At 64.5% G+C, this 17,879-nt stretch carries 13 protein-coding genes and 3 pseudogenes; 11 read left to right on the top strand and 5 right to left on the bottom strand.

Annotated elements, in window-relative coordinates:
- Positions 1-13: 13 nt before the first annotated feature.
- Together OKW43_RS01770 and OKW43_RS01775 are read left to right on the top strand one after the other, a co-directional pair.
- A pseudogene (locus OKW43_RS01770) lies at positions 14-430 on the top strand (hypothetical protein); the annotation flags it as partial.
- Positions 431-3,640, top strand: coding sequence for a YadA-like family protein (locus OKW43_RS01775; RefSeq protein ID WP_429447299.1), 3,210 nt, complete (start codon positions 431-433; stop codon positions 3,638-3,640).
- Between the two features lie 458 nt (positions 3,641-4,098).
- On the opposite strand, the gene OKW43_RS01780 is transcribed toward OKW43_RS01775, so the two are convergent.
- Positions 4,099-4,818 carry a response regulator transcription factor gene (locus tag OKW43_RS01780; protein ID WP_187636132.1) on the bottom strand — a complete coding sequence of 240 codons (720 nt, stop codon included), beginning with the start codon at positions 4,816-4,818 and terminating at the stop codon, positions 4,099-4,101.
- Between the two features lie 304 nt (positions 4,819-5,122).
- On the opposite strand from OKW43_RS01780, the gene OKW43_RS01785 reads away from it, so the two are divergent.
- Complete coding sequence (locus OKW43_RS01785; RefSeq protein WP_187636133.1) at positions 5,123-5,425, top strand: ArsR/SmtB family transcription factor; 303 nt, start codon at positions 5,123-5,125, stop codon at positions 5,423-5,425.
- Between the two features lie 84 nt (positions 5,426-5,509).
- On the top strand, positions 5,510-6,568 hold the full coding sequence (locus OKW43_RS01790) for an alkene reductase (RefSeq protein WP_187636134.1): 1,059 nt from the start codon (positions 5,510-5,512) through the stop codon (positions 6,566-6,568).
- 96 nt (positions 6,569-6,664) lie between these two features.
- Here OKW43_RS01790 and OKW43_RS01795 read toward each other — a convergent pair whose 3' ends face one another.
- The gene (locus OKW43_RS01795; RefSeq protein WP_429444810.1) at positions 6,665-7,192 is read right to left on the bottom strand and encodes a GNAT family N-acetyltransferase; all 528 of its coding nucleotides are present in this window, start codon (positions 7,190-7,192) and stop codon (positions 6,665-6,667) included.
- Positions 7,193-7,342: 150 nt separating this feature from the next.
- Between OKW43_RS01795 and OKW43_RS01800 the strand changes: the two genes are divergently transcribed.
- The 3 genes and pseudogenes from OKW43_RS01800 to OKW43_RS01810 all read left to right on the top strand — a co-directional run bounded on the left by OKW43_RS01800 (position 7,343) and on the right by OKW43_RS01810 (position 10,241).
- A complete protein-coding gene (locus OKW43_RS01800; protein WP_187636136.1) occupies positions 7,343-7,990 on the top strand; it encodes a VTT domain-containing protein in 648 nt (215 codons plus the stop codon).
- Positions 7,991-8,060: 70 nt separating this feature from the next.
- Positions 8,061-8,601: pseudogene (locus tag OKW43_RS01805) on the top strand (MFS transporter); the annotation flags it as partial.
- Between the two features lie 236 nt (positions 8,602-8,837).
- Positions 8,838-10,241, top strand: coding sequence for an MFS transporter (locus OKW43_RS01810; protein WP_429444813.1), 1,404 nt, complete (start codon positions 8,838-8,840; stop codon positions 10,239-10,241).
- 71 nt (positions 10,242-10,312) lie between these two features.
- On the opposite strand, the gene OKW43_RS01815 is transcribed toward OKW43_RS01810, so the two are convergent.
- Positions 10,313-11,392, bottom strand: a complete 1,080-nt coding sequence (locus OKW43_RS01815) for a hypothetical protein (protein ID WP_429444815.1) — start codon at positions 11,390-11,392, stop codon at positions 10,313-10,315.
- 119 nt (positions 11,393-11,511) lie between these two features.
- Here OKW43_RS01815 and OKW43_RS01820 point away from each other — a divergent pair, with 119 nt between their 5' ends.
- The 3 genes from OKW43_RS01820 to OKW43_RS01830 all read left to right on the top strand — a co-directional run bounded on the left by OKW43_RS01820 (position 11,512) and on the right by OKW43_RS01830 (position 14,375).
- Complete coding sequence (locus tag OKW43_RS01820; protein WP_429444817.1) at positions 11,512-12,417, top strand: LysR substrate-binding domain-containing protein; 906 nt, start codon at positions 11,512-11,514, stop codon at positions 12,415-12,417.
- A gap of 99 nt (positions 12,418-12,516) precedes the next feature.
- The gene (locus tag OKW43_RS01825; RefSeq protein WP_429444819.1) at positions 12,517-13,191 is read left to right on the top strand and encodes an HAD family hydrolase; all 675 of its coding nucleotides are present in this window, start codon (positions 12,517-12,519) and stop codon (positions 13,189-13,191) included.
- Positions 13,192-13,226: 35 nt separating this feature from the next.
- A complete protein-coding gene (locus OKW43_RS01830; RefSeq protein WP_429444822.1) occupies positions 13,227-14,375 on the top strand; it encodes a DSD1 family PLP-dependent enzyme in 1,149 nt (382 codons plus the stop codon).
- A gap of 9 nt (positions 14,376-14,384) precedes the next feature.
- On the opposite strand, the pseudogene OKW43_RS01835 reads toward OKW43_RS01830, so the two are convergent.
- Positions 14,385-14,492 (bottom strand): annotated as a pseudogene (locus tag OKW43_RS01835) (homoprotocatechuate degradation operon regulator HpaR); the annotation flags it as partial.
- Between the two features lie 67 nt (positions 14,493-14,559).
- Positions 14,560-16,911 (bottom strand): EAL domain-containing protein, encoded by a 2,352-nt coding sequence (locus OKW43_RS01840; RefSeq protein ID WP_429444824.1) that lies wholly within the window; start codon positions 16,909-16,911, stop codon positions 14,560-14,562.
- A 354-nt stretch (positions 16,912-17,265) separates the two neighbouring features.
- Here OKW43_RS01840 and bcsD point away from each other — a divergent pair, with 354 nt between their 5' ends.
- Entirely contained in the window at positions 17,266-17,721 is a 456-nt protein-coding gene (bcsD, locus tag OKW43_RS01845) for a cellulose biosynthesis protein BcsD (protein WP_187636143.1), read from the top strand.
- The last annotated feature ends 158 nt before the right edge of the window (positions 17,722-17,879 follow it).

Here is a 17,879-nt window from a genome sequence, read left to right on the forward strand (position 1 = left end):
TGTTGCCAAGGGATTGCATTCGATTGCAATCGGCTCAGGGGCCAAGACTGATGGTACGAATGTCAACAGCATAGCCATGGGTTATAACGCTTTCGCAACTTCTGGTACGACGGCAGGTGCATATAGTGCTACTGCTATCGGCACCAATGCGAACGCAGACGGTGATGGTGCTGCCGCGCTTGGTGATAACGCCAGGGCCATTGCGGACAAGGCGACTGCAATTGGCCGCAGTGCAATAGCCGACGCGACCAATTCGAGCGCAATCGGCGCAGGCGCCGCAGCTCGCGGGAACGGCTCGACAGCAATCGGCGGAGATTCCGTGGCGAGCGGGGACGGAGCTACAGCAGTCGGCCTTCAGTCGACCGCATCGGCTCAGAACTCAGTCGCTTTGGGGTTTGGTGCGGTCAGCACAGGTGACGCTGGCATTGCGATTGGGCAGCTAGCTACTGCGAAAGGGAATGGCTCTATGGCGATGGGTGTATACGCTTCTTCGACAGGGGACTACTCAACTGCAATTGGTCTGCTCGCTGATTCAGCAGGGGACAGCTCGGTGGCACTGGGTCGTGGTGCCTCTGCATTCGCGGCGAATTCGGTCGCTTTGGGTGCGGACTCGACGACCGCCGCCGACCTGAGCGCAGCGGCCTACACTCCAGCGGCGTCGACTCTGTCCGGCACTGCGCCGGCAGGCGAAGTATCGATAGGGTCGTCTGGCCAGGAGCGGCGCTTGACGAATGTGGCGGCCGGTTCGTCACCGACGGATGCGGTGAACGTCAGCCAGTTGCAGTCAGAAACAACGAAGTCGAACGCGATTGGGGCGAGCACGGCGGCGGCGCTGGGTGGCGGATCGAGCTATAACCCGACTACCGGTGCGATCAGCGCGCCGAGCTACAGCGTGGGCGGTACGACGGTCGGCAGCGTGGGTGATGCAATTACCAACATCGACGGCCATATGACGCAGAACACGACGAACATCGTCAGCAACGCGACGGCAATCACCAACCTGGACAGCCGCGTGACCACGGTGGACGACCGCGTCACCAGCATCGACGGCCGCGTGACCAGCGTGGAAGGCTCGGTCACGAACCTGACGCAGCAACTGGACGGCGGCAGCGTCGGTCTGGTGCAGCAGGACGCGACCAGCAAGGCCATCACGGTGGCCAGGGGCCTGGACGGCACGACGGTGGACTTCGGTGGTACCGATGGCGTGCGCACGCTGAGCGGCGTGAAGGCCGGCGCGCTGGGCGACACCAGCACCGAAGCGGTGAACGGTTCGCAGCTGCACGCGACCAACCAGAACGTGACGACCAACACGGCCGGCATTGCGACCAACCAGACGGCGATCACCAGCATCGACGGCCGCGTGACCAGCGTGGAAGGCTCGGTCACGAACCTGACGCAGCAACTGGACGGCGGCAGCGTCGGCCTGGTGCAGCAGGACGCGACCAGCAAGGTCATCACGGTGGCCAGGGGCCTGGACGGCACGACGGTGGACTTCAGTGGCACCGATGGCGCGCGCACGCTGAGCGGCGTGAAGGCTGGTGCGCTGGGCGACACCAGCACCGAAGCGGTAAACGGTTCGCAGCTGCACGCGACCAACCAGAACGTGACGACCAACACGGCCGGCATCGCGGCCAACACGACGAACGTTGCGGCCAACAAGACGGCGATCACCAGCATCGACGGCCGCGTGACCAGCGTGGAAGGCTCGGTCACGAACCTGACGCAGCAACTGGACGGCGGCAGCGTCGGCCTGGTGCAGCAGGACGCGACCAGCAAGGTCATCACGGTGGCCAGGGGCCTGGACGGCACGACGGTGGACTTCAGTGGCACCGATGGCGCGCGCACGCTGAGCGGCGTGAAGGCCGGCGCGCTGGGCGACACCAGCACCGAAGCGGTGAACGGTTCGCAGCTGCACGCGACCAACCAGAACGTGACGACCAACGCGGCCGGCATTGCGACCAACCAGACGGCGATCACCAGCATCGACGGCCGCGTGACCAGCGTGGAAGGCTCGGTCACGAACCTGACGCAGCAACTGGACGGCGGCAGCGTCGGCCTGGTACAGCAGGACGCGACCAGCAAAGCCATCACGGTGGCCAGGGGCCTGGACGGCACGACGGTGGACTTCAGTGGCACCGATGGCGCGCGCACGCTGAGCGGCGTGAAGGCTGGTGCGCTGGGCGACACCAGCACCGAAGCGGTAAACGGTTCGCAGCTGCACGCGACCAACCAGAACGTGACGACCAACACGGCCGGCATCGCGGCCAACACGACGAACGTTGCGGCCAACAAGACGGCGATCACCAGCATCGACGGCCGCGTGACCAACGTGGAAGGCTCGGTCACGAACCTGACGCAGCAACTGGACGGCGGCAGCGTCGGCCTGGTGCAGCAGGACGCGACCAGCAAGGCCATCACAGTGGCCAGGGGCCTGGACGGCACGACGGTGGACTTCAGTGGCACCGATGGCGCGCGCACGCTGGGCGGCGTGGCCGAAGGTGCGATTGCTGCGGGCAGCAAGGAAGCCGTCAACGGCGGCCAGCTGTATGCGAACTCGGCGAGCGTCGCCGCGGGTCTGGGTGGCGGCTCGGCCGTGAACGCGGATGGCACGATCAGCGCACCGAGCTACAGCGTGGGTGGTACGACGGTGCATAGCGTAGGCGATGCCGTCACCAACCTGGATGACCGGGTCACGGAGAACACCACGGACATCACGAAGCTGCAGACGCAGGTGGGCGATGTCGGCACGCAACTGTCGGGCGCGGTGCAGTACGACCGTCACGCTGACGGCTCGGTGAACTTCGGTTCCGTGACGCTCGGCGGAAGCCTGAGCGCAGGCCCGGTGATCCTGAGCAATGTGGCGAACGGCACGAGCCAGTATGACGCGGTGAACTTCGGCCAGCTGTCGGCGTTGCAGGACCAGGTGACGGGTCTCGACGGGCAGGTGAAGGATCTCGGTTCCCAGCTGTCGAACATTCAGCCGGTCACCCCGGATGTTTCGTCGCCGGACCGCAACAATGACGCAGTGGCCAATGCGGCGACGCCGGGTACCGGTGTGGGCAGCACCGTGGCCGGGGCAAACGCCAGTGCAACAGCAGACAACGCGGTGGCAGTGGGCTCCAATGCGGCGGCAACCGGCGTCAACTCGACGGCCATCGGCACCGGCTCGCAGGCTGGCAATGCGAACTCGGTGGCGTTGGGTCAGGGTTCGGTGACGGATCGCGATAACTCGGTATCGGTGGGTTCGGCGGGTAACGAACGCCAGATCACCAACGTCGCAGCGGGTACGGCGGACACGGACGCAGTCAATGTCGGTCAGATGAACAGCTCGGTCGCACAGGGCGTTCAGCAGGCCAACAACTACACCGATCAACGCATCAACGCGACCAACCAGGCGGTCAACAATCTGGCCAGGAACGCCTACTCGGGAATCGCCGCAGCCACCGCGCTGACGATGATTCCGGAAGTCGATCAAGGCAAGAAAGTGTCGTTCGGTATCGGGGCAGCGACCTACAACGGTTATCAAGCTATCGCACTGGGCGGTACGGCTCGCATCAAGAACAACATCAAGGTGAAAGCGGGTGTCGGCATGTCCGCCGGTGGCACGACTGCCGGGATCGGTGCCTCGTATCAATGGTAAGCAGTTGGCGGGAAGGGGCATGATGCCCTCTCCCGCTTCTTCACGAGCCCAGACTTCTCTCGTGGGCACAAAGTGGTAATTGAAATGCCCTTCTACAATCTGCCGTGGCGACTTGCCGTGCCTCGGGATAGAGTTGCAGCGATCGGGCTCCAGCGGTCGAGTTGATTCGGACAGGGGAAGTGAGTTGCACGCGGCAACTCAATTGTTCTCAGCCTGGAGTTGCCGGATGCGCTGCTGATCCGCTCTCAGCGGTTTGCCCTCTCCGGGACCGCCAGCATGCTCAGCGTCGTACCGAGCCGCGCAGCGCGGCACGGCTGCCTTAGCAAAGTCTAACGAGCCGAGGTCTTCTGCTGACTGTCAAGGCTGGCCTGGCAGTCAACGCGGTTCAGAAATATTTGACATCAAGACCGCCGCGACGCAAGGCAGGCATGCGTTCAGCGCAGGATCGCTTCCTGTGTTCATTCGGTGGAGGGAGGACTGTCCGATGTTTTCTGCGACGAAGTCACCATTCCATTTTCCAACGCATATCGAAACAGATCGATTTCTCGTTCGATACCGAGTTTTTCCATCGCCTTCGACTTCTGGGTACTGATGGTCTTCTTGCTGCGACTCAAGCGTTCGGCAATCTCGTTCACTGTCAGGCCAGACGCAAGGAGGCGTACAACTTCGGATTCGCGCTGGCTCAAGACGTCCGAGGAGCCCCTGCCACGCCGGTTCCAGTCGATCGACTGGACGATCTCGTTGATTGTCGGCGAATAGTACTTGCCGCCGTGATGCACGGCATGAACGGCGGGGATAAGGTGGGTGGCAGCATCGGACTTGCTCACGACGCACGTTACACCTTGCATCACGAGCGCACGTACTACCGCCGGATTGTCCAGCATCGTTAGAACGACGATCTTGAGGTCAGGGTACCGGCGCTTGATCAGCGAAAACAGAGCAATTCCATCGCCGTATTCGCCTGCAGGCATCGCGTAATCGGATACGAGAACGTCGCATGGCTTGCTGTTGAGAAGCGCGATCAGTTCAGTCGAGTTTCTCGCTGTCCCGACCAGCTGGATCGTGCTCACCTCCGCAAACTCGTGTTCGATACCAATCAGCATCATGGGGTGGTCATCAGCGAGTATGACCCGAATCTCGGAAGCGGCCATATTGTCAACTTGATTGAAATAGGACATCACTATGATAGTCACCTGAAGGTGCGAATGCTCAACGGGTATACCTTCACGTTATGCGATCCCTCGCTTATTGCAGCCAAATATGTAAGGCTTTTAACTCATTACGTCGCCGTATGGACTTTAAATTTTCCTGCAACACGCGCGACGCGACCGCTCCCACCTTTTTGTGTCGCCAGCTATCGCCCCATTCGTAGTAGTGCCTTCACCCGTATCGTTAAATACCGATATATGATTCGTCCTGTAGCGATGCAATTGCGCGCACGCCGCCCGGCGTGCCGGTTGTCGAATCACCTGAACCCATCCCATGACCCCTGATTTCGACGCGATCCACAAAGCACTGGCCAACCCGGTTCGCCGGGAGATTCTCGGTTGGCTGCGCGAGCCGCACGCGCATTTCGCCGATCAGGAGCTGCCGCTCGATCACGGCGTGTGCGCGGGTAAGATCGACGCGCGCTGCGGCCTGTCGCAGTCGACCGTGTCGGCGCACCTGGCCGCGTTACAGCGCGCGGGGCTCGTCACGTCGAAACGGGTCGGTCAATGGGTGTTTTTCAAACGCAACGAGCCCGTCATTCAGGCGTTCCTCGAATACATGAACACGAAGCTCTGAGCGCCGCATTCGCATCGCCGCGTTTCCTTTTTCACGCAGTTTTTTTGAGGCTCGGGTCCTGCCCGCCGCCAAAGGTGAACTCTCATGCCCACTCTTTTCGATCCGCTGCAAATTGGCGATATCACGCTACCCAACCGCATCATCATGGCGCCGCTCACGCGCCAGCGCGCCGAGGAAATCCGCGTGCCGAACACGCTGATGGCACGCTATTACGCCGAGCGCGCGAGCGCCGGCCTGATCCTCAGCGAAGCGACGTCGGTCACGCCGCAAGGCGTCGGCTACGCGGAAACACCGGGCATCTGGTCGCAGGAGCAGGTCGAGGGCTGGAAGCTCGTCACGCAAGCCGTGCACGACGCGGGTGGCAAGATCTTCCTGCAGCTGTGGCACGTCGGCCGCATTTCGGACCCGGTGTTCCTGAACGGTGAGCTGCCGGTCGCGCCAAGCGCGATCGCGGCGGGCGGTCATGTGAGCCTCGTGCGTCCTGAGCGTCCGTTCGTGACGCCGCGCGCGCTCGAGCCCGATGAAATCGCCAGTGTGGTCGAAGCGTTCCGCAAGGGCGCGGAAAACGCGAAGGCCGCGGGCTTCGACGGCGTCGAAGTGCACGGCGCGAACGGCTATCTGCTCGACCAGTTCCTGCAGGACAGCACCAACAGGCGTACCGATGCTTACGGCGGCCCGATCGAAAACCGCGCGCGTCTGCTGCTCGAAGTCACCGACGCGTGCATCAGCGTGTGGGGCGCGAACCGCGTCGGCGTGCATCTCGCGCCTCGCCGCGACGCGCACACGATGGGCGACTCCGACCCGGCCGCAACGTTCGGCTATGTCGCGCGCGAACTCGGCAAGCGCAAGATCGCATTTATCGCGGCACGTGAAGCGCTCGGCGACGACCGCCTCGGCCCGCAGTTGAAGCAAGCGTTCGGCGGCCCGTACATCGCGAACGAGAAATTCACGAAGGAAACCGCGCAACATGTGCTCGACGCCGGCGAAGCGGATGCGGTGGCCTGGGGCCAGCTGTACATCGCGAATCCGGATCTGGTGCGCCGCTTCGCTGAAGATGCGCCGCTAAACAAGCCGGTTCCGGCGACGTACTATGCGCGCGGCGAACTCGGCTACACCGATTACCCGGCGCTGGAAACGGTGTAATCGGCAGTGACAGCGGACTCATGTCCGCTGTATGGAATTGCAACGCAGAGCGGCGGGCGTGACTGAATTTGAGTCACGCCCGCCGCTTTTTGTGCGCTAGACAAGATCGCGTCGCATGAACACCCGTTTCGATTCATCGAGCCCGCGCGCGATATGCGCGTCGCGCCGCGCGAGCAACGCCGCGTCGAGTTCCGACATGTCGAGGTCGCGAAATCCGAGCCGCCGATAGTACGGCGCGTTCCACGGCACGTCGCGATACGTCGACAGCACGAGTTGCGTCAGTTGCCGCATGCGCGCGATTCGCGCGACCTCGTCGATCAATGCCGCGCCGATGCGTCTGCCCGCGTGCGAGGTCAGCACGTCGATCTCCTGAACGTAAATGCGCGCAGGCTGCGGCTCGAACATCACGAAGCCTGCGCAGGCCGCGTGTTCGTCGAGCGCAATGATGATCTCGCGCGCCTGGATCTTGCGCTCGACGATCTCGCGTGCCATAGGCGGCGCATCGGCAATGCCGGTCATGCCGACGCTGACGAAACGCAGACCCGCTTCGAATTCGATCGCGCGAATCGTTTCGGCATCGTGCGGCGCGGCAAAACGGAAGGTGATCGCGCAGTCGTGCAGCATGGCGTTGCATCTGATGAGGACCGTCCGAGTTTGACATCGGCGCCGCGACCTCGACAAGCGGCAAACGACATAAACTCGCGCAAGCGCCTCCCCGCACGCTCGCGGGACTACACTCATCACATCCGAACGCCACCCGAGCCCCACACCGACATGAATTTAATGAATGTGCTGCAGATCGCGCTGCACCTCGACCAGCATCTGAGCGCGCTGATCGTGCAATTCGGCACGGCAATCTACGCGCTGCTGTTCGTCGTCGTGTTCGTCGAATACGGCTTTCTGCCGCTGTTCTTCCTGCCCGGCGATCCGCTGATTTTCATCTGCGGCGCGCTCGCGGCCACCGGCGCATTGAACGTGTGGATCATCGCGCCCGTGCTGTTCGTCGCGACGGTGGCCGGCAGCATCGTCGGGTATGCGATCGGCCACGTGGTCGGCGACAAGGTCTACACCCGCAACTACTACTGGCTCAATCGCGATGCGCTGCGCCGCGCGCACGTCTTCAGCGAGACGCGCGGCCGCCTGACCTTCCTGTTGTCGCCGTACATCGCCGTGGTGCGCACGTTCGCGCCGTTCGCCGCGGGCGTGTCGCGCATGACGTTCTCGCGCTTCGTCGCGTTCGTCACCGCGGGTGCGGCGCTGTGGGTCGTCTCGCTGATCGCGGCCGGCTATCTGTTCGGCAACGTGCCGGTGGTGCGCGAGCATCTGAGTTCGCTCGTACTGCTGGGCCTCGCACTAGGCGGCGCGATGCTGGTCGGCGGCGCGGTATGGCGCTTTTTCACCCGGCGGATGCGGGCGCGTTGAGGCCACCGCGTCGGCGCCCGGACGTACGGCCCCCCGACGCTTTAAAACTTGACCCGGGCGAGATATAAAGGCCATCGGCTCCGTCACCGGCGCCTTGCGCGCCGCGCGCGTCCCACGATGGGGCTGCTGCTCGGCGCCGGCGCGATGTTCGGCATCGGCTGCACGGCGGCCGCGCTGATCCGAACTACGTGCTGTTCGGGATCGTGCTGATCGCGATCGGCGTGTCGACGCAGACCTTCACCACCTCGACCAATAGCCTCGTGCAACTGACGACCGAGCCCGCGATGCGCGGCCGCGTAATCGCGATTCTGCTCGCGATCGCGCTCGGCGGCACACCGCTCGGCGCGCCGGTAGTCGGCTGGGTCGCCGACCGTTTCGGCCCGCGCTGGGCGCTCGGCGTCGGCGCGGCATCGGGCTTCGGCGCGGCGCTCGTCGGTCTTGTCTATCTGATGCGATACCGGCAACTGCGCTTCTATCGCGAAGGCTGGCGCCTGCGCTACAGCATCGAAGACCCGCGTCCCGTTACGGCCACGGTCATTCCCGACTCCGTCACGACGGTTCAGCGCAGCGAGCTGGACGAGGCGGAAGAGGATACGGCTTCGAGCGTGTGAGCGCCGCGGCACGGCAACCAGCGCATACCGCCCACACGTCAACCCCTTGCTGGGAAACCCGATGCGGATCGTTTCGGCAATGGCCGCTGGTTTGCAGCCCGATTGAATCCAATGCCCGGGACACCGTGGCCGTGGCTCACCCATTCAGGAAAATCCTGGCTTGCGCGACGCCCGTTTAAAGACGCCAATGATCCAGCCATAGACGCTGACAAAAACATTTCCCATCAGGAGACGTCATGCAAACGAACGCATCGGCAAGTAGCGGGCATCGCTCACAGACGCGCAAGGCAACCGCCAGCGGCTGGATCGGCTCCGCACTCGAGTACTACGATTTCTTCATCTACGCGCAGGCCGCCGCGCTGATCTTTCCCCAGCTGTTCTTTCCTTCCGGCAACCCCAGGATCGCGATCGTCGCATCGCTTGCCACCTACGGCGTCGGCTACGTCGCGCGGCCGATCGGTGCACTCGTACTCGGTCACTGGGGCGATACGCACGGGCGCAAGAACGTCCTCCTCGTCTGCATGTTCCTGATGGGTGTGTCGACGATGGCAGTCGGTCTGCTGCCGACCTATCAGCAGATCGGCTTTCTCGCGCCGGTGCTGCTCGTCGTGCTGCGGCTGATCCAGGGCTTCGCGGTCGCCGGGGAAATCTCGGGCGCCAGCTCGATGATCCTCGAACACGCGCCCTTCGGGCGACGCGGCTATTACGCGAGCTTTACGCTGCAAGGCGTGCAGGCCGGTCAGATTCTCGCCGCCGCGATATTCCTGCCGCTCGCCTATTTCATGGACGACAACTCGTTCAACTCGTGGGGCTGGCGCATTCCGTTCCTGCTCAGTTCGGTCGTGCTGATCGCCGGCTACATCATCCGCCGCGAAGTCGAGGAAACGCCCGCGTTCGCCAAGGAAGACGCGAGCGGCGCCGTGCCGCGCTCGCCGATCATCGAAGCGTTCAAGTACAACTGGGACGACATGCTGCGCGTCGTGCTGTGCTCGCTGATGAACGTGATCCCGGTCGTCGCGACGATTTTCGGCGCGGCCTACGCGGTGCAGCCGTCATACGGCATCGGTTTTTCGAAGAGCCTGTATCTGTGGATCCCGGTGATCGGCAACATCGTCGCGGTGCTCGTGATTCCGTACGTGGGCAATCTGTCCGACCGGATCGGGCGGCGTCTGCCGATCATCGTCGGCTCGCTCGGTGCGGGGCTGCTTTCTTTCGCGTATCTGTACGCGATCAGCATCCGCAACGTGCCGCTCGCGATGGTGATGTCGATCCTGATGTGGGGCGTCATCTATCAAGGCTACAACGCGATCTTCCCGAGCTTCTACCCGGAACTGTTCCCGACGCGTTCGCGCGTGTCCGCGATGGCAATCGGCCAGAACATCGGCACGACGATCACCGCGCTGCTGCCTGCCCTGTTCGCCTACGTCGCGCCGCCGGGATCGCACAACGTGCCGTTGACGATCGGCGCGATCACGTTCGCGATCACGATCGTCTGCGCGATCGCCGCATGGAGCGCGCGTGAGAACTTCCGTGTGCGGCTCAGCGACCTCGGCGAAAAGAACGTCGTGCCGATCGACAAGCTCAGCTACGACGCAATGCGCGCGCAGAGCATGGCCGAAGCGAAAAAGGCAGCTGCCTGAGCCCGCTGCGCGCGTACAGCCCGATCATGGTGTGCGCGACAACCTGATCGCGCGGCGGTGTCGGCGCACGGCTAGCGCCACGTTTCGGTCAGCTCGTTCGCCAGCACCATCTTCTGGCGGACCACCTCGGTGAAGGCCGCGTCGATGCCCGCCTGCGCCTTCAGAAATTTCAGCGCGGCGGAGTGCACGGCGCGCAGCGCTCCGCCGTCGATGCCCGTCATGCGCGCCGCGCTGCGTCGCGTTTCAACGACCAGATCGCGCGCACTCGTGAAGTCGGGCGACAAGTCGCATTGCGCGTCGAACGCGGCGCGCAAACCGGTGGCGTAATCGCGCGACTCGCCGAGCCGGTCCATATCGATCAGCAGATCCACGCCCTCGCCCATGCGCAGCGCGCAGAGGATCCACAAAACGATGAACGCGCGATACGCGTTATCGCTGTCCACCGTGCGCGCGAATTGCTCGCACGCGACTGCATACGCGTCATCCGGCATCGACGGCAGCGGCGGCAAACGCACGCCGCACACGCCGATCGCTTCGCGCACCAACGGGTCCATCTGATTCAAACCGAGCACGCGAAACGGCGCGGCGACAAAAAACGCATTGCTCCATTGCTGCCGCAGCAGCCATCCCGACGCGAACTGCGACGCGGGATTGCGCAGCACGCCCACGTGCAACGCCTGCCCGAACGCGCGCTTCAGCCACGGCAGACGGCCGCCCGTGCGGCAAAACTTGAAGACCGGAACGCGGCCTTGCTCGATCGTGGGTTCGCTCAACGCGCGCAGATACGCCTGCAATGAGGAGAATGTCGCATCGGGCTCGCGCGTAAAGCGATCGATGCTGAAGCGCCTGTCGTAACCCGCCACGCCGCGCGCCTCTTCACGCAGAAACGGCCGGTATTCGTCGAAGTACGGCGCGGCGAGCGGCGGGTGTCCCGAGGTCAAGCTTGGACGCGAGGCGGGCACGTCGGCGGGTTTGAGATCCGCGAGCACGTTGCTAAGCGGTTCGTAGAAACCGGCCGCGCGCTCGAGTTCGCGCAGCCGCGACCACACCCACGTGCCCGCGCTGCGCCAGCCCGTGTGCAGAAACACCGCCTGTTTCAGCGGACTGTTGGGCGCGGAGTCGCTCGCGGACGAGTCATGGGGCAACGGCATGGGACTTCTCTTCCAAGGTTCGAATCAATAGACCGGAAGCGCCACTCTACCCTGTGATCGATCCGGACGCATTATGCTGCGAGATTCCACGCTCCCCGTGTTGCACCCACCTTGCACTCATGAACGATTCGGCCGATATCCGCTTCCTCCTCACGCTGCGCGCAAGCGGCAGCCTGATCGCCGCCGCGCGACGACTCGCGCTGTCACCGTCGGCGGTCACGCAGCGCCTGCAGCAACTTGAAAAGAAGCTCGGCGCGCAGCTCGTGAACCGCAGCGCGCGCCGCCTGCAATTTACCGACGAAGGCCTGCTGCTGTGCGAGCGCGGCGCCGAGCTGATCGAGCGGTTCGACGCGTTGTTCGACGATCTGCAGACTCGCCGCGGCGGCCTCGTCGGCACGCTGAAGATCAATGCGCCACTCGGTTTCGGGCGACGTCATCTGGCGCCGCTGATCGGCGAGTTTCAGCAGCAGAACCCCGATATCGACGTCGCGCTGACGCTATCCGACAGGCCGTTGACCGAAACGCTCGAGCGCTTCGATATCGTCGTGCATATCGGTGAGCTGCCGCTGTCGAACCTGGTCGGCTATACGATCGCGCCGAACGCGCGCTTCGTCTGCGCGGCGCCCGCGCTCGTCAAGCGAATCGGCGAACCCGAATCGCCGGATGCGTTGAGCCGGCTGCCGTGCATCGTACTGCGCGAAAACAACGAGGACGTGTCGCTGTGGCAGTTCAGCAAGGGCCGCACGCGCCGCAGCGTGCGCGTGTCCGCGCATCTGAGCTGCAACGACGGCGACGTGATCCGCCAATGGGCCTGCGAGGGGCGCGGCGTGATTCTGCGCTCCGAATGGGACGTCGCCGACGACCTCGCGAAGGGCAAACTCGTGCGCCTGCTGCCGGGCTGGAAAGCGCCGGACGCGAACGTGATCGCGCTCACGCACCAGCGCGCAGGGCTGCCCGCGCGCACTCGCCATTTCATGCAGTATTTGCAAGGCCGCTTCAGGCCGTCGCCACCGTGGCGGCGATGATTCAGTTGGCCTGAATCCAAGAATCAACCTGCGTGAATGCTGACGCATCATCGCGGACCTATAATCGATTCATCGTCAACAGCCGGCTCACAGGCAATCATGACTGCAGCCGCTCATTCCACCGACACCCCAGCCTACCCCGACGCGGTCCTATTCGATCTGCTAACCGCCCTGCTCGATTCGTGGGCCTCATGGAACCGCGCGGCCGGCTCCGACGAAGCAGGCCGCGCATGGCGTGCCGCGTATCTGCGTCTGACGTACGGCTGCGGCCGCTATGTTCGCTACGAACAACTGGTGCGCGAGGCCGCCGCGCAAGTCGGGTTACCCGAATCGGCCGCGAGCGCGCTCGAAGCGAACTGGCTAGACCTGACGCCGTGGCCCGGCGCGCTCGACGCGCTGCGCGCGCTCGCACCGCACTGCAAGCTCGCGGTCGTCACCAACTGCTCGACACGGCTCGGCTCGCAGGCCGCCGCGTTGTTGCCGGTGCGCTGGGACGTGATCGTGACCGCCGAGGAAGCGGGCGTCTACAAACCGGACCCGCAACCGTACCGCCTCGCGCTCAACAAGCTCGGCGTCGCGCCGCAGCGCGCCGCGTTCGTCGCCGGATCGAGCTATGACATGTTCGGCACCGCGGCCGTCGGTTTGCGGACCTACTGGCACAACCACGTCGGCCTGCCGCTCGTCGCGGGAGCGCAGCCGCCCGAGGTCGAAGCGGCATCGCTCGACCAGTTAGTGCCGTGGCTCGCAGGTTTCGGCCGCGATCGCCAGCACTGAATCTCCCAACCTCACCTCGCTCCTCAGGTGCAAGCATGAAACTCGAACAGATCGAAACCCCGGCCGCGTTGATCGATGTCGCGCGGATGCAGAAGAACATCGCGCGGATGCAGGCGAAGATGAATACGCTCGGCGTCGCGTTCCGGCCGCATGTGAAGACCACCAAGTGCCTCGACGTCGTGCGCGCGCAGATCGCCGCCGGCGCGCGCGGCATCACGGTGTCGACGCTGAAGGAAGCCGAAGCGTTCTTCGCGGCCGGCATCGGCGACATCCTGTACGCCGTCAGCATGGTCCCGGCGAAGCTGCCGCGCGCGCTCGCGCTGCGCCGCCAGGGCTGCGATCTGAAGCTCGTGGTCGACAATCCGACTGCCGCCGCGGCGATTGCCGCGTTCGGCGATCAGCACGGCGAATCGTTCGAGGTCTGGATCGAAGTCGATACCGACAGACATCGCTCGGGTATCCAGCCCGAGCAGCAGACGCTGCTCGACGTCGGGCGGATTCTGCACGAGAACGGCGTGAAGGTCGGCGGCGTGATGACCCATGCGGGTTCGAGCTACGAGTTGAATACGCCCGAAGCGCTCGCCGCGCTCGCGGAGCAGGAACGCGCGGGCTGCGTGCGCGCCGCCGAACGGTTGCGCGAGGCGGGCATCGCGTGCCCGGCCGTTAGCGTCGGCTCGACGCCAACGGCGCTCGCCGCGCGGTATCTCGAAGGCGTCACCGAGGTGCGGGCCGGCGTCTACGTGCTGTTCGATCTGGTCATGCGCAACGTGGGCGTCTGCACGCTCGACGACATCGCGCTCAGCGTACTGACAACCGTGATCGGTCATCAGGAAGACAAGGGCTGGGCGATTCTCGACGCGGGCTGGATGGCGCTAAGCCGCGATCGCGGCACGTCGCGGCAGTCGCATGATTTCGGCTATGGGCAGCCGTGTCTGCTCAACGGCACGTTGCTGCCCGGTTATGTCGTCAGCGGCGCCAACCAGGAGCATGGGATTCTTGCGGCGGCTCCGGGCGATCCGCAAGCCGACGCACCGATCGAGGACATCACACAGCACTTTCCCATCGGTATGAAACTGCGCATCCTGCCGAACCACGCGTGCGCGACCGGCGCGCAGTTCCCCGAGTATCACGCGGTGGCGCCGGACGGCAGCAGCGTCGAGTGGCAGCGGTTTTACGGCTGGTAAGTCAGCGCGTCACGCATCCTCTTCCGACAACCCCGCCAGCAGATCGTCGAGCTCGCGATAGTGCGCGTCGAGACCCTTCGAAATCACGCGCACCAGTTCGACGCTCGTGTCCGTCAGCGGCCGTGGTCGTGCCGGATGAGACACTCGGCGTCGAGGCCGGCGAAGGCGCCGCCTTCTACTTCCCCTACTCCCCTGCCGGCCAAGGCAACCCACGCGCCGACCAATCCAGCTCGACCCCCATCACACAGCGCCCGCTCGCCAGCTGCACGGCCAGTGTCACCGCGATGCACGGCCGGCCGCTCGCGAGCGAAAGATACGGATTGCCGGTGATCGCCTCGCCGGGCAGCAGCACCGCATTGCGGAAGTACGGCCGATGATCCCAGCGCGCATCGCGCGGATTCGCGACCGGCTGCAGCGACGCGGCGTCCTTGACCCAGGCCGGCCCGCGCAGCTCGTGACCGAGCTGCCGGCCGGTGTCGTCGAGAATGAAGCAACTGATGCAGCGCCCAAACGTGGCGAGCACTGCGAACGCGTCGTCCATCACGACACCGGTGCGCAAGCGGTCGGCCGCGCGCAGCAGTTCGAGCCGATACGGCTCCACTTCGGATTCGAACAGCGCATGCTGATGCGCGCGGCCTTGCGCGATCACGTCGAACGCTTCGTCGATCTGGCGATGCACCGACTCGGGCGGCGCGATCTCGACAGCAGGCCGGCCGAGCAGATAGCCCTGCGCGAAATCGACGTTCGATTCGACGGCGAGAATCAGCTCCTCTGTCGTCTCGACACCTTCGACGACCACCAGCATCCCCGCCTGATGCAGCAGCGACACGAGCTTCGGCAGGATCGGCTGCTGCGTGCCGTGCGTGGTCGAGCGAATCAGCTCGCCGTCGAGCTTCACGATGTCCGGCCGGATCCGCAGCAGCCGGTCGAGATTCGACTGGCCCGCGCCGAAGTCGTCGACTGCGATCAGGAAGCCGTGCTGGCGATAGCCCGCCGCCGCACGCGACATGTCGTCGACGCTGCCGCCATGCGATTCGAGGATCTCCAGAATCACGCGTTCGGGTTCGAGCCCCGCGGCGCGCACGATCTTCGTCAACTGGTCGGCGTAGCCGTCAGCGATGAAGGTGGCCGGCAGGATGTTCAGGAACAGCCACGCATCGCCGGGCAGCGCGCGATGCGCGTTGCCGAGATGCACCGCGTGGCTCGCGCGGTCGAGCGCGCCTTCGTCGCTCGACGGCTTCGGCGCGAACATCACGACCGGCGGCACCAGCGTGCCGTCGTCCTGCTCGCCGCGCAGCAGCGCCTCGAAACCGACCTGCTTCTGATGCGACAGGCTGTAGAGCGGCTGGAAGTGCGAGATCAGATAGAAGTCTTCCCAGCGATAACGCGCCGCGCCCGCGCTCGGGTCGTGGTCCGCGGCGCGTGGCGCGAACATATCGTCGAACGGTGGCTGCAGCGCGTCGAACGGTGGCGCGCGCTCCGCGCAGACACGGTTGCGGCCCGTCAGCTTCGCGCGCAGCAACGCTTCGTCCGCGCGATCGAGCAGCACCATGAAGGTTTCGCCGGGCCGGTGCTCGGCGACTCCGAAGCTCGCGGTCAGACAGCCGTCCGGCCGTTCGATCGCGGCGATATCGACGCGCAGCCGCTCGGCGAGTTGCAGCGCGCCGGCGAGATCGTCCTCGAGCAGCAACGCGAACTCCTCGCCGCCGATGCGGCTCACGCTATCGTAAAGCGCGGCCGCGTCTTTCAACACCTGCGCGACCTGGAACAGCGCCTGGTCGCCGACCGCATGGCCGAAGCGGTCATTGAGCGACTTGAAGCTGTCGATGTCGACAAAGATCGCGCTGATCCGCGCGCCCGGCGCTAGCGTCGCGAGGCGCCCCTCCGCGTGCTTGACGAAGGCGCGGCGGTTTTGCAGGCCGGTCAGCGGATCGGTCGCGGCGAGCTGCGCGAGCTGGGTCTCGAGCAGAAAGTGATTGCGCCGGAAACGGTAGAAGCCGAAATGGAACACCACCGCAGTCGGCGCGCCGATCGCGATGACCCACGTCCATACAGCCGCGTCGACCTCGGGCGAATGCGTTTTGCCGAGCAGCAGCGCGATGGCCACCGCGTAGAACAATGCGCTCCCGGTGAAGAAATGCATGGGCGTGAGCCACAGCGGCGCCGCGCAGATCGGTATCACGACGAGCGCGGGCAATAGCCACGTCAGCGGATCGGCGAGGCCGCGCGCATTCAACACGAGCCCGCCGACGAGCACCAGCATGTATGCGACGCCGATCGCGCCGAACCACGCCGTCGACTTCGTGCGCGGGATCGCCAGCACCAGCAGCGCGAGCACGAGCGCGCACAGCAGCCGGTAGCCGAGCGGCGCGGGCGGGGCGCCGACCAGCTCGCGCGCCGTGACCATGCACAGGAACGCGATCACCGTGAAGCCCATCGTCACGAGGGAAAGCGGCCGCTGAAGGTCGAGCGAGCGCCGGTGAAAGCGCTCGCGCATGGTCGGCCGAGGCAGGGGCTGCGTCGGGATGGCTGACATAGAAGGCTGATCGATCACGCTGGGTTTCCGGTCACTCCGCCAATGGTTATCGGCCTAGGTTCGACAAACATTTAGGTCTAACGTAAGACGACGTATGACGCCGATGTTTCAATTTATTTGATGCAGCGCAAATTTCGCATTGACGTGTCTCCAATGCGCATCACTAAACGTAAAGCTTGCCACCGCAAAGTGGCTAAAAGTTAATGTCTTAAGTAGACTTCCGACGATGTGTGCCCCACACACTAGACAAATCGGTAGAAATGACGTAAACGGCGCGCGATTGCCGAACTACTCCGATATCGAATGGCTGTCACGTTCGCGCCTGAGCGGCGGCAGCGACCACTTCCGGAAAACATGGTCCCTATTCTCAACTATCTGCTCGATCGCCAAATTTCACCGCAATGGCGCGGCATGCTGAGCGCACTGGCGAGCGAGTTTGAAGCGCAAATCGGACGCGACGAGCTGCGTCAGCTCATGCATCGCGTCGGCAGCCGTTTCGCGCTCGCGCATCCGCTGCCCGCCTGCGCGTCGACGGCCGAACTCGAGCAGGCGTTGAATTCCTACTGGCATCAGATGGATTGGGGTTACGTCGCACTCGCCGATGAGGTCGAGTCGCTGCGCATCATTCACTATTGCGCGCCGCTGCCCGCGTTCGGCGAATCGGCGCTCGCGTGGACGCCGGCGTTTCTCGAAGGCGCCTACCAGACGTGGTTGAGCGCGTTGGGCGCGCAGGGCTTGTCGGTGGTGCAGACGCGCGCGTTCGGCGAGGACAGCTCGCTCGAATTCCGCCTCGGCCGCCATCCCGCCTGACCGACGGCGGCTCCGCACGCATCGGTGCGTGCGACTCATCGGCACGACTCCAGATGCACGACGCGCGAACGACATACCAGCTTCAAGGTAGTGCGCTGTAACGCAAGAAACGTGCGACGGTCATACGGCCGCCACACGGAATCAGGGACGGCAGTCCA

The sequence above is a fragment of the Paraburkholderia sp. WC7.3g genome (assembly GCF_050436345.1).
GTDB classification, from domain to species: domain Bacteria; phylum Pseudomonadota; class Gammaproteobacteria; order Burkholderiales; family Burkholderiaceae; genus Paraburkholderia; species Paraburkholderia podalyriae.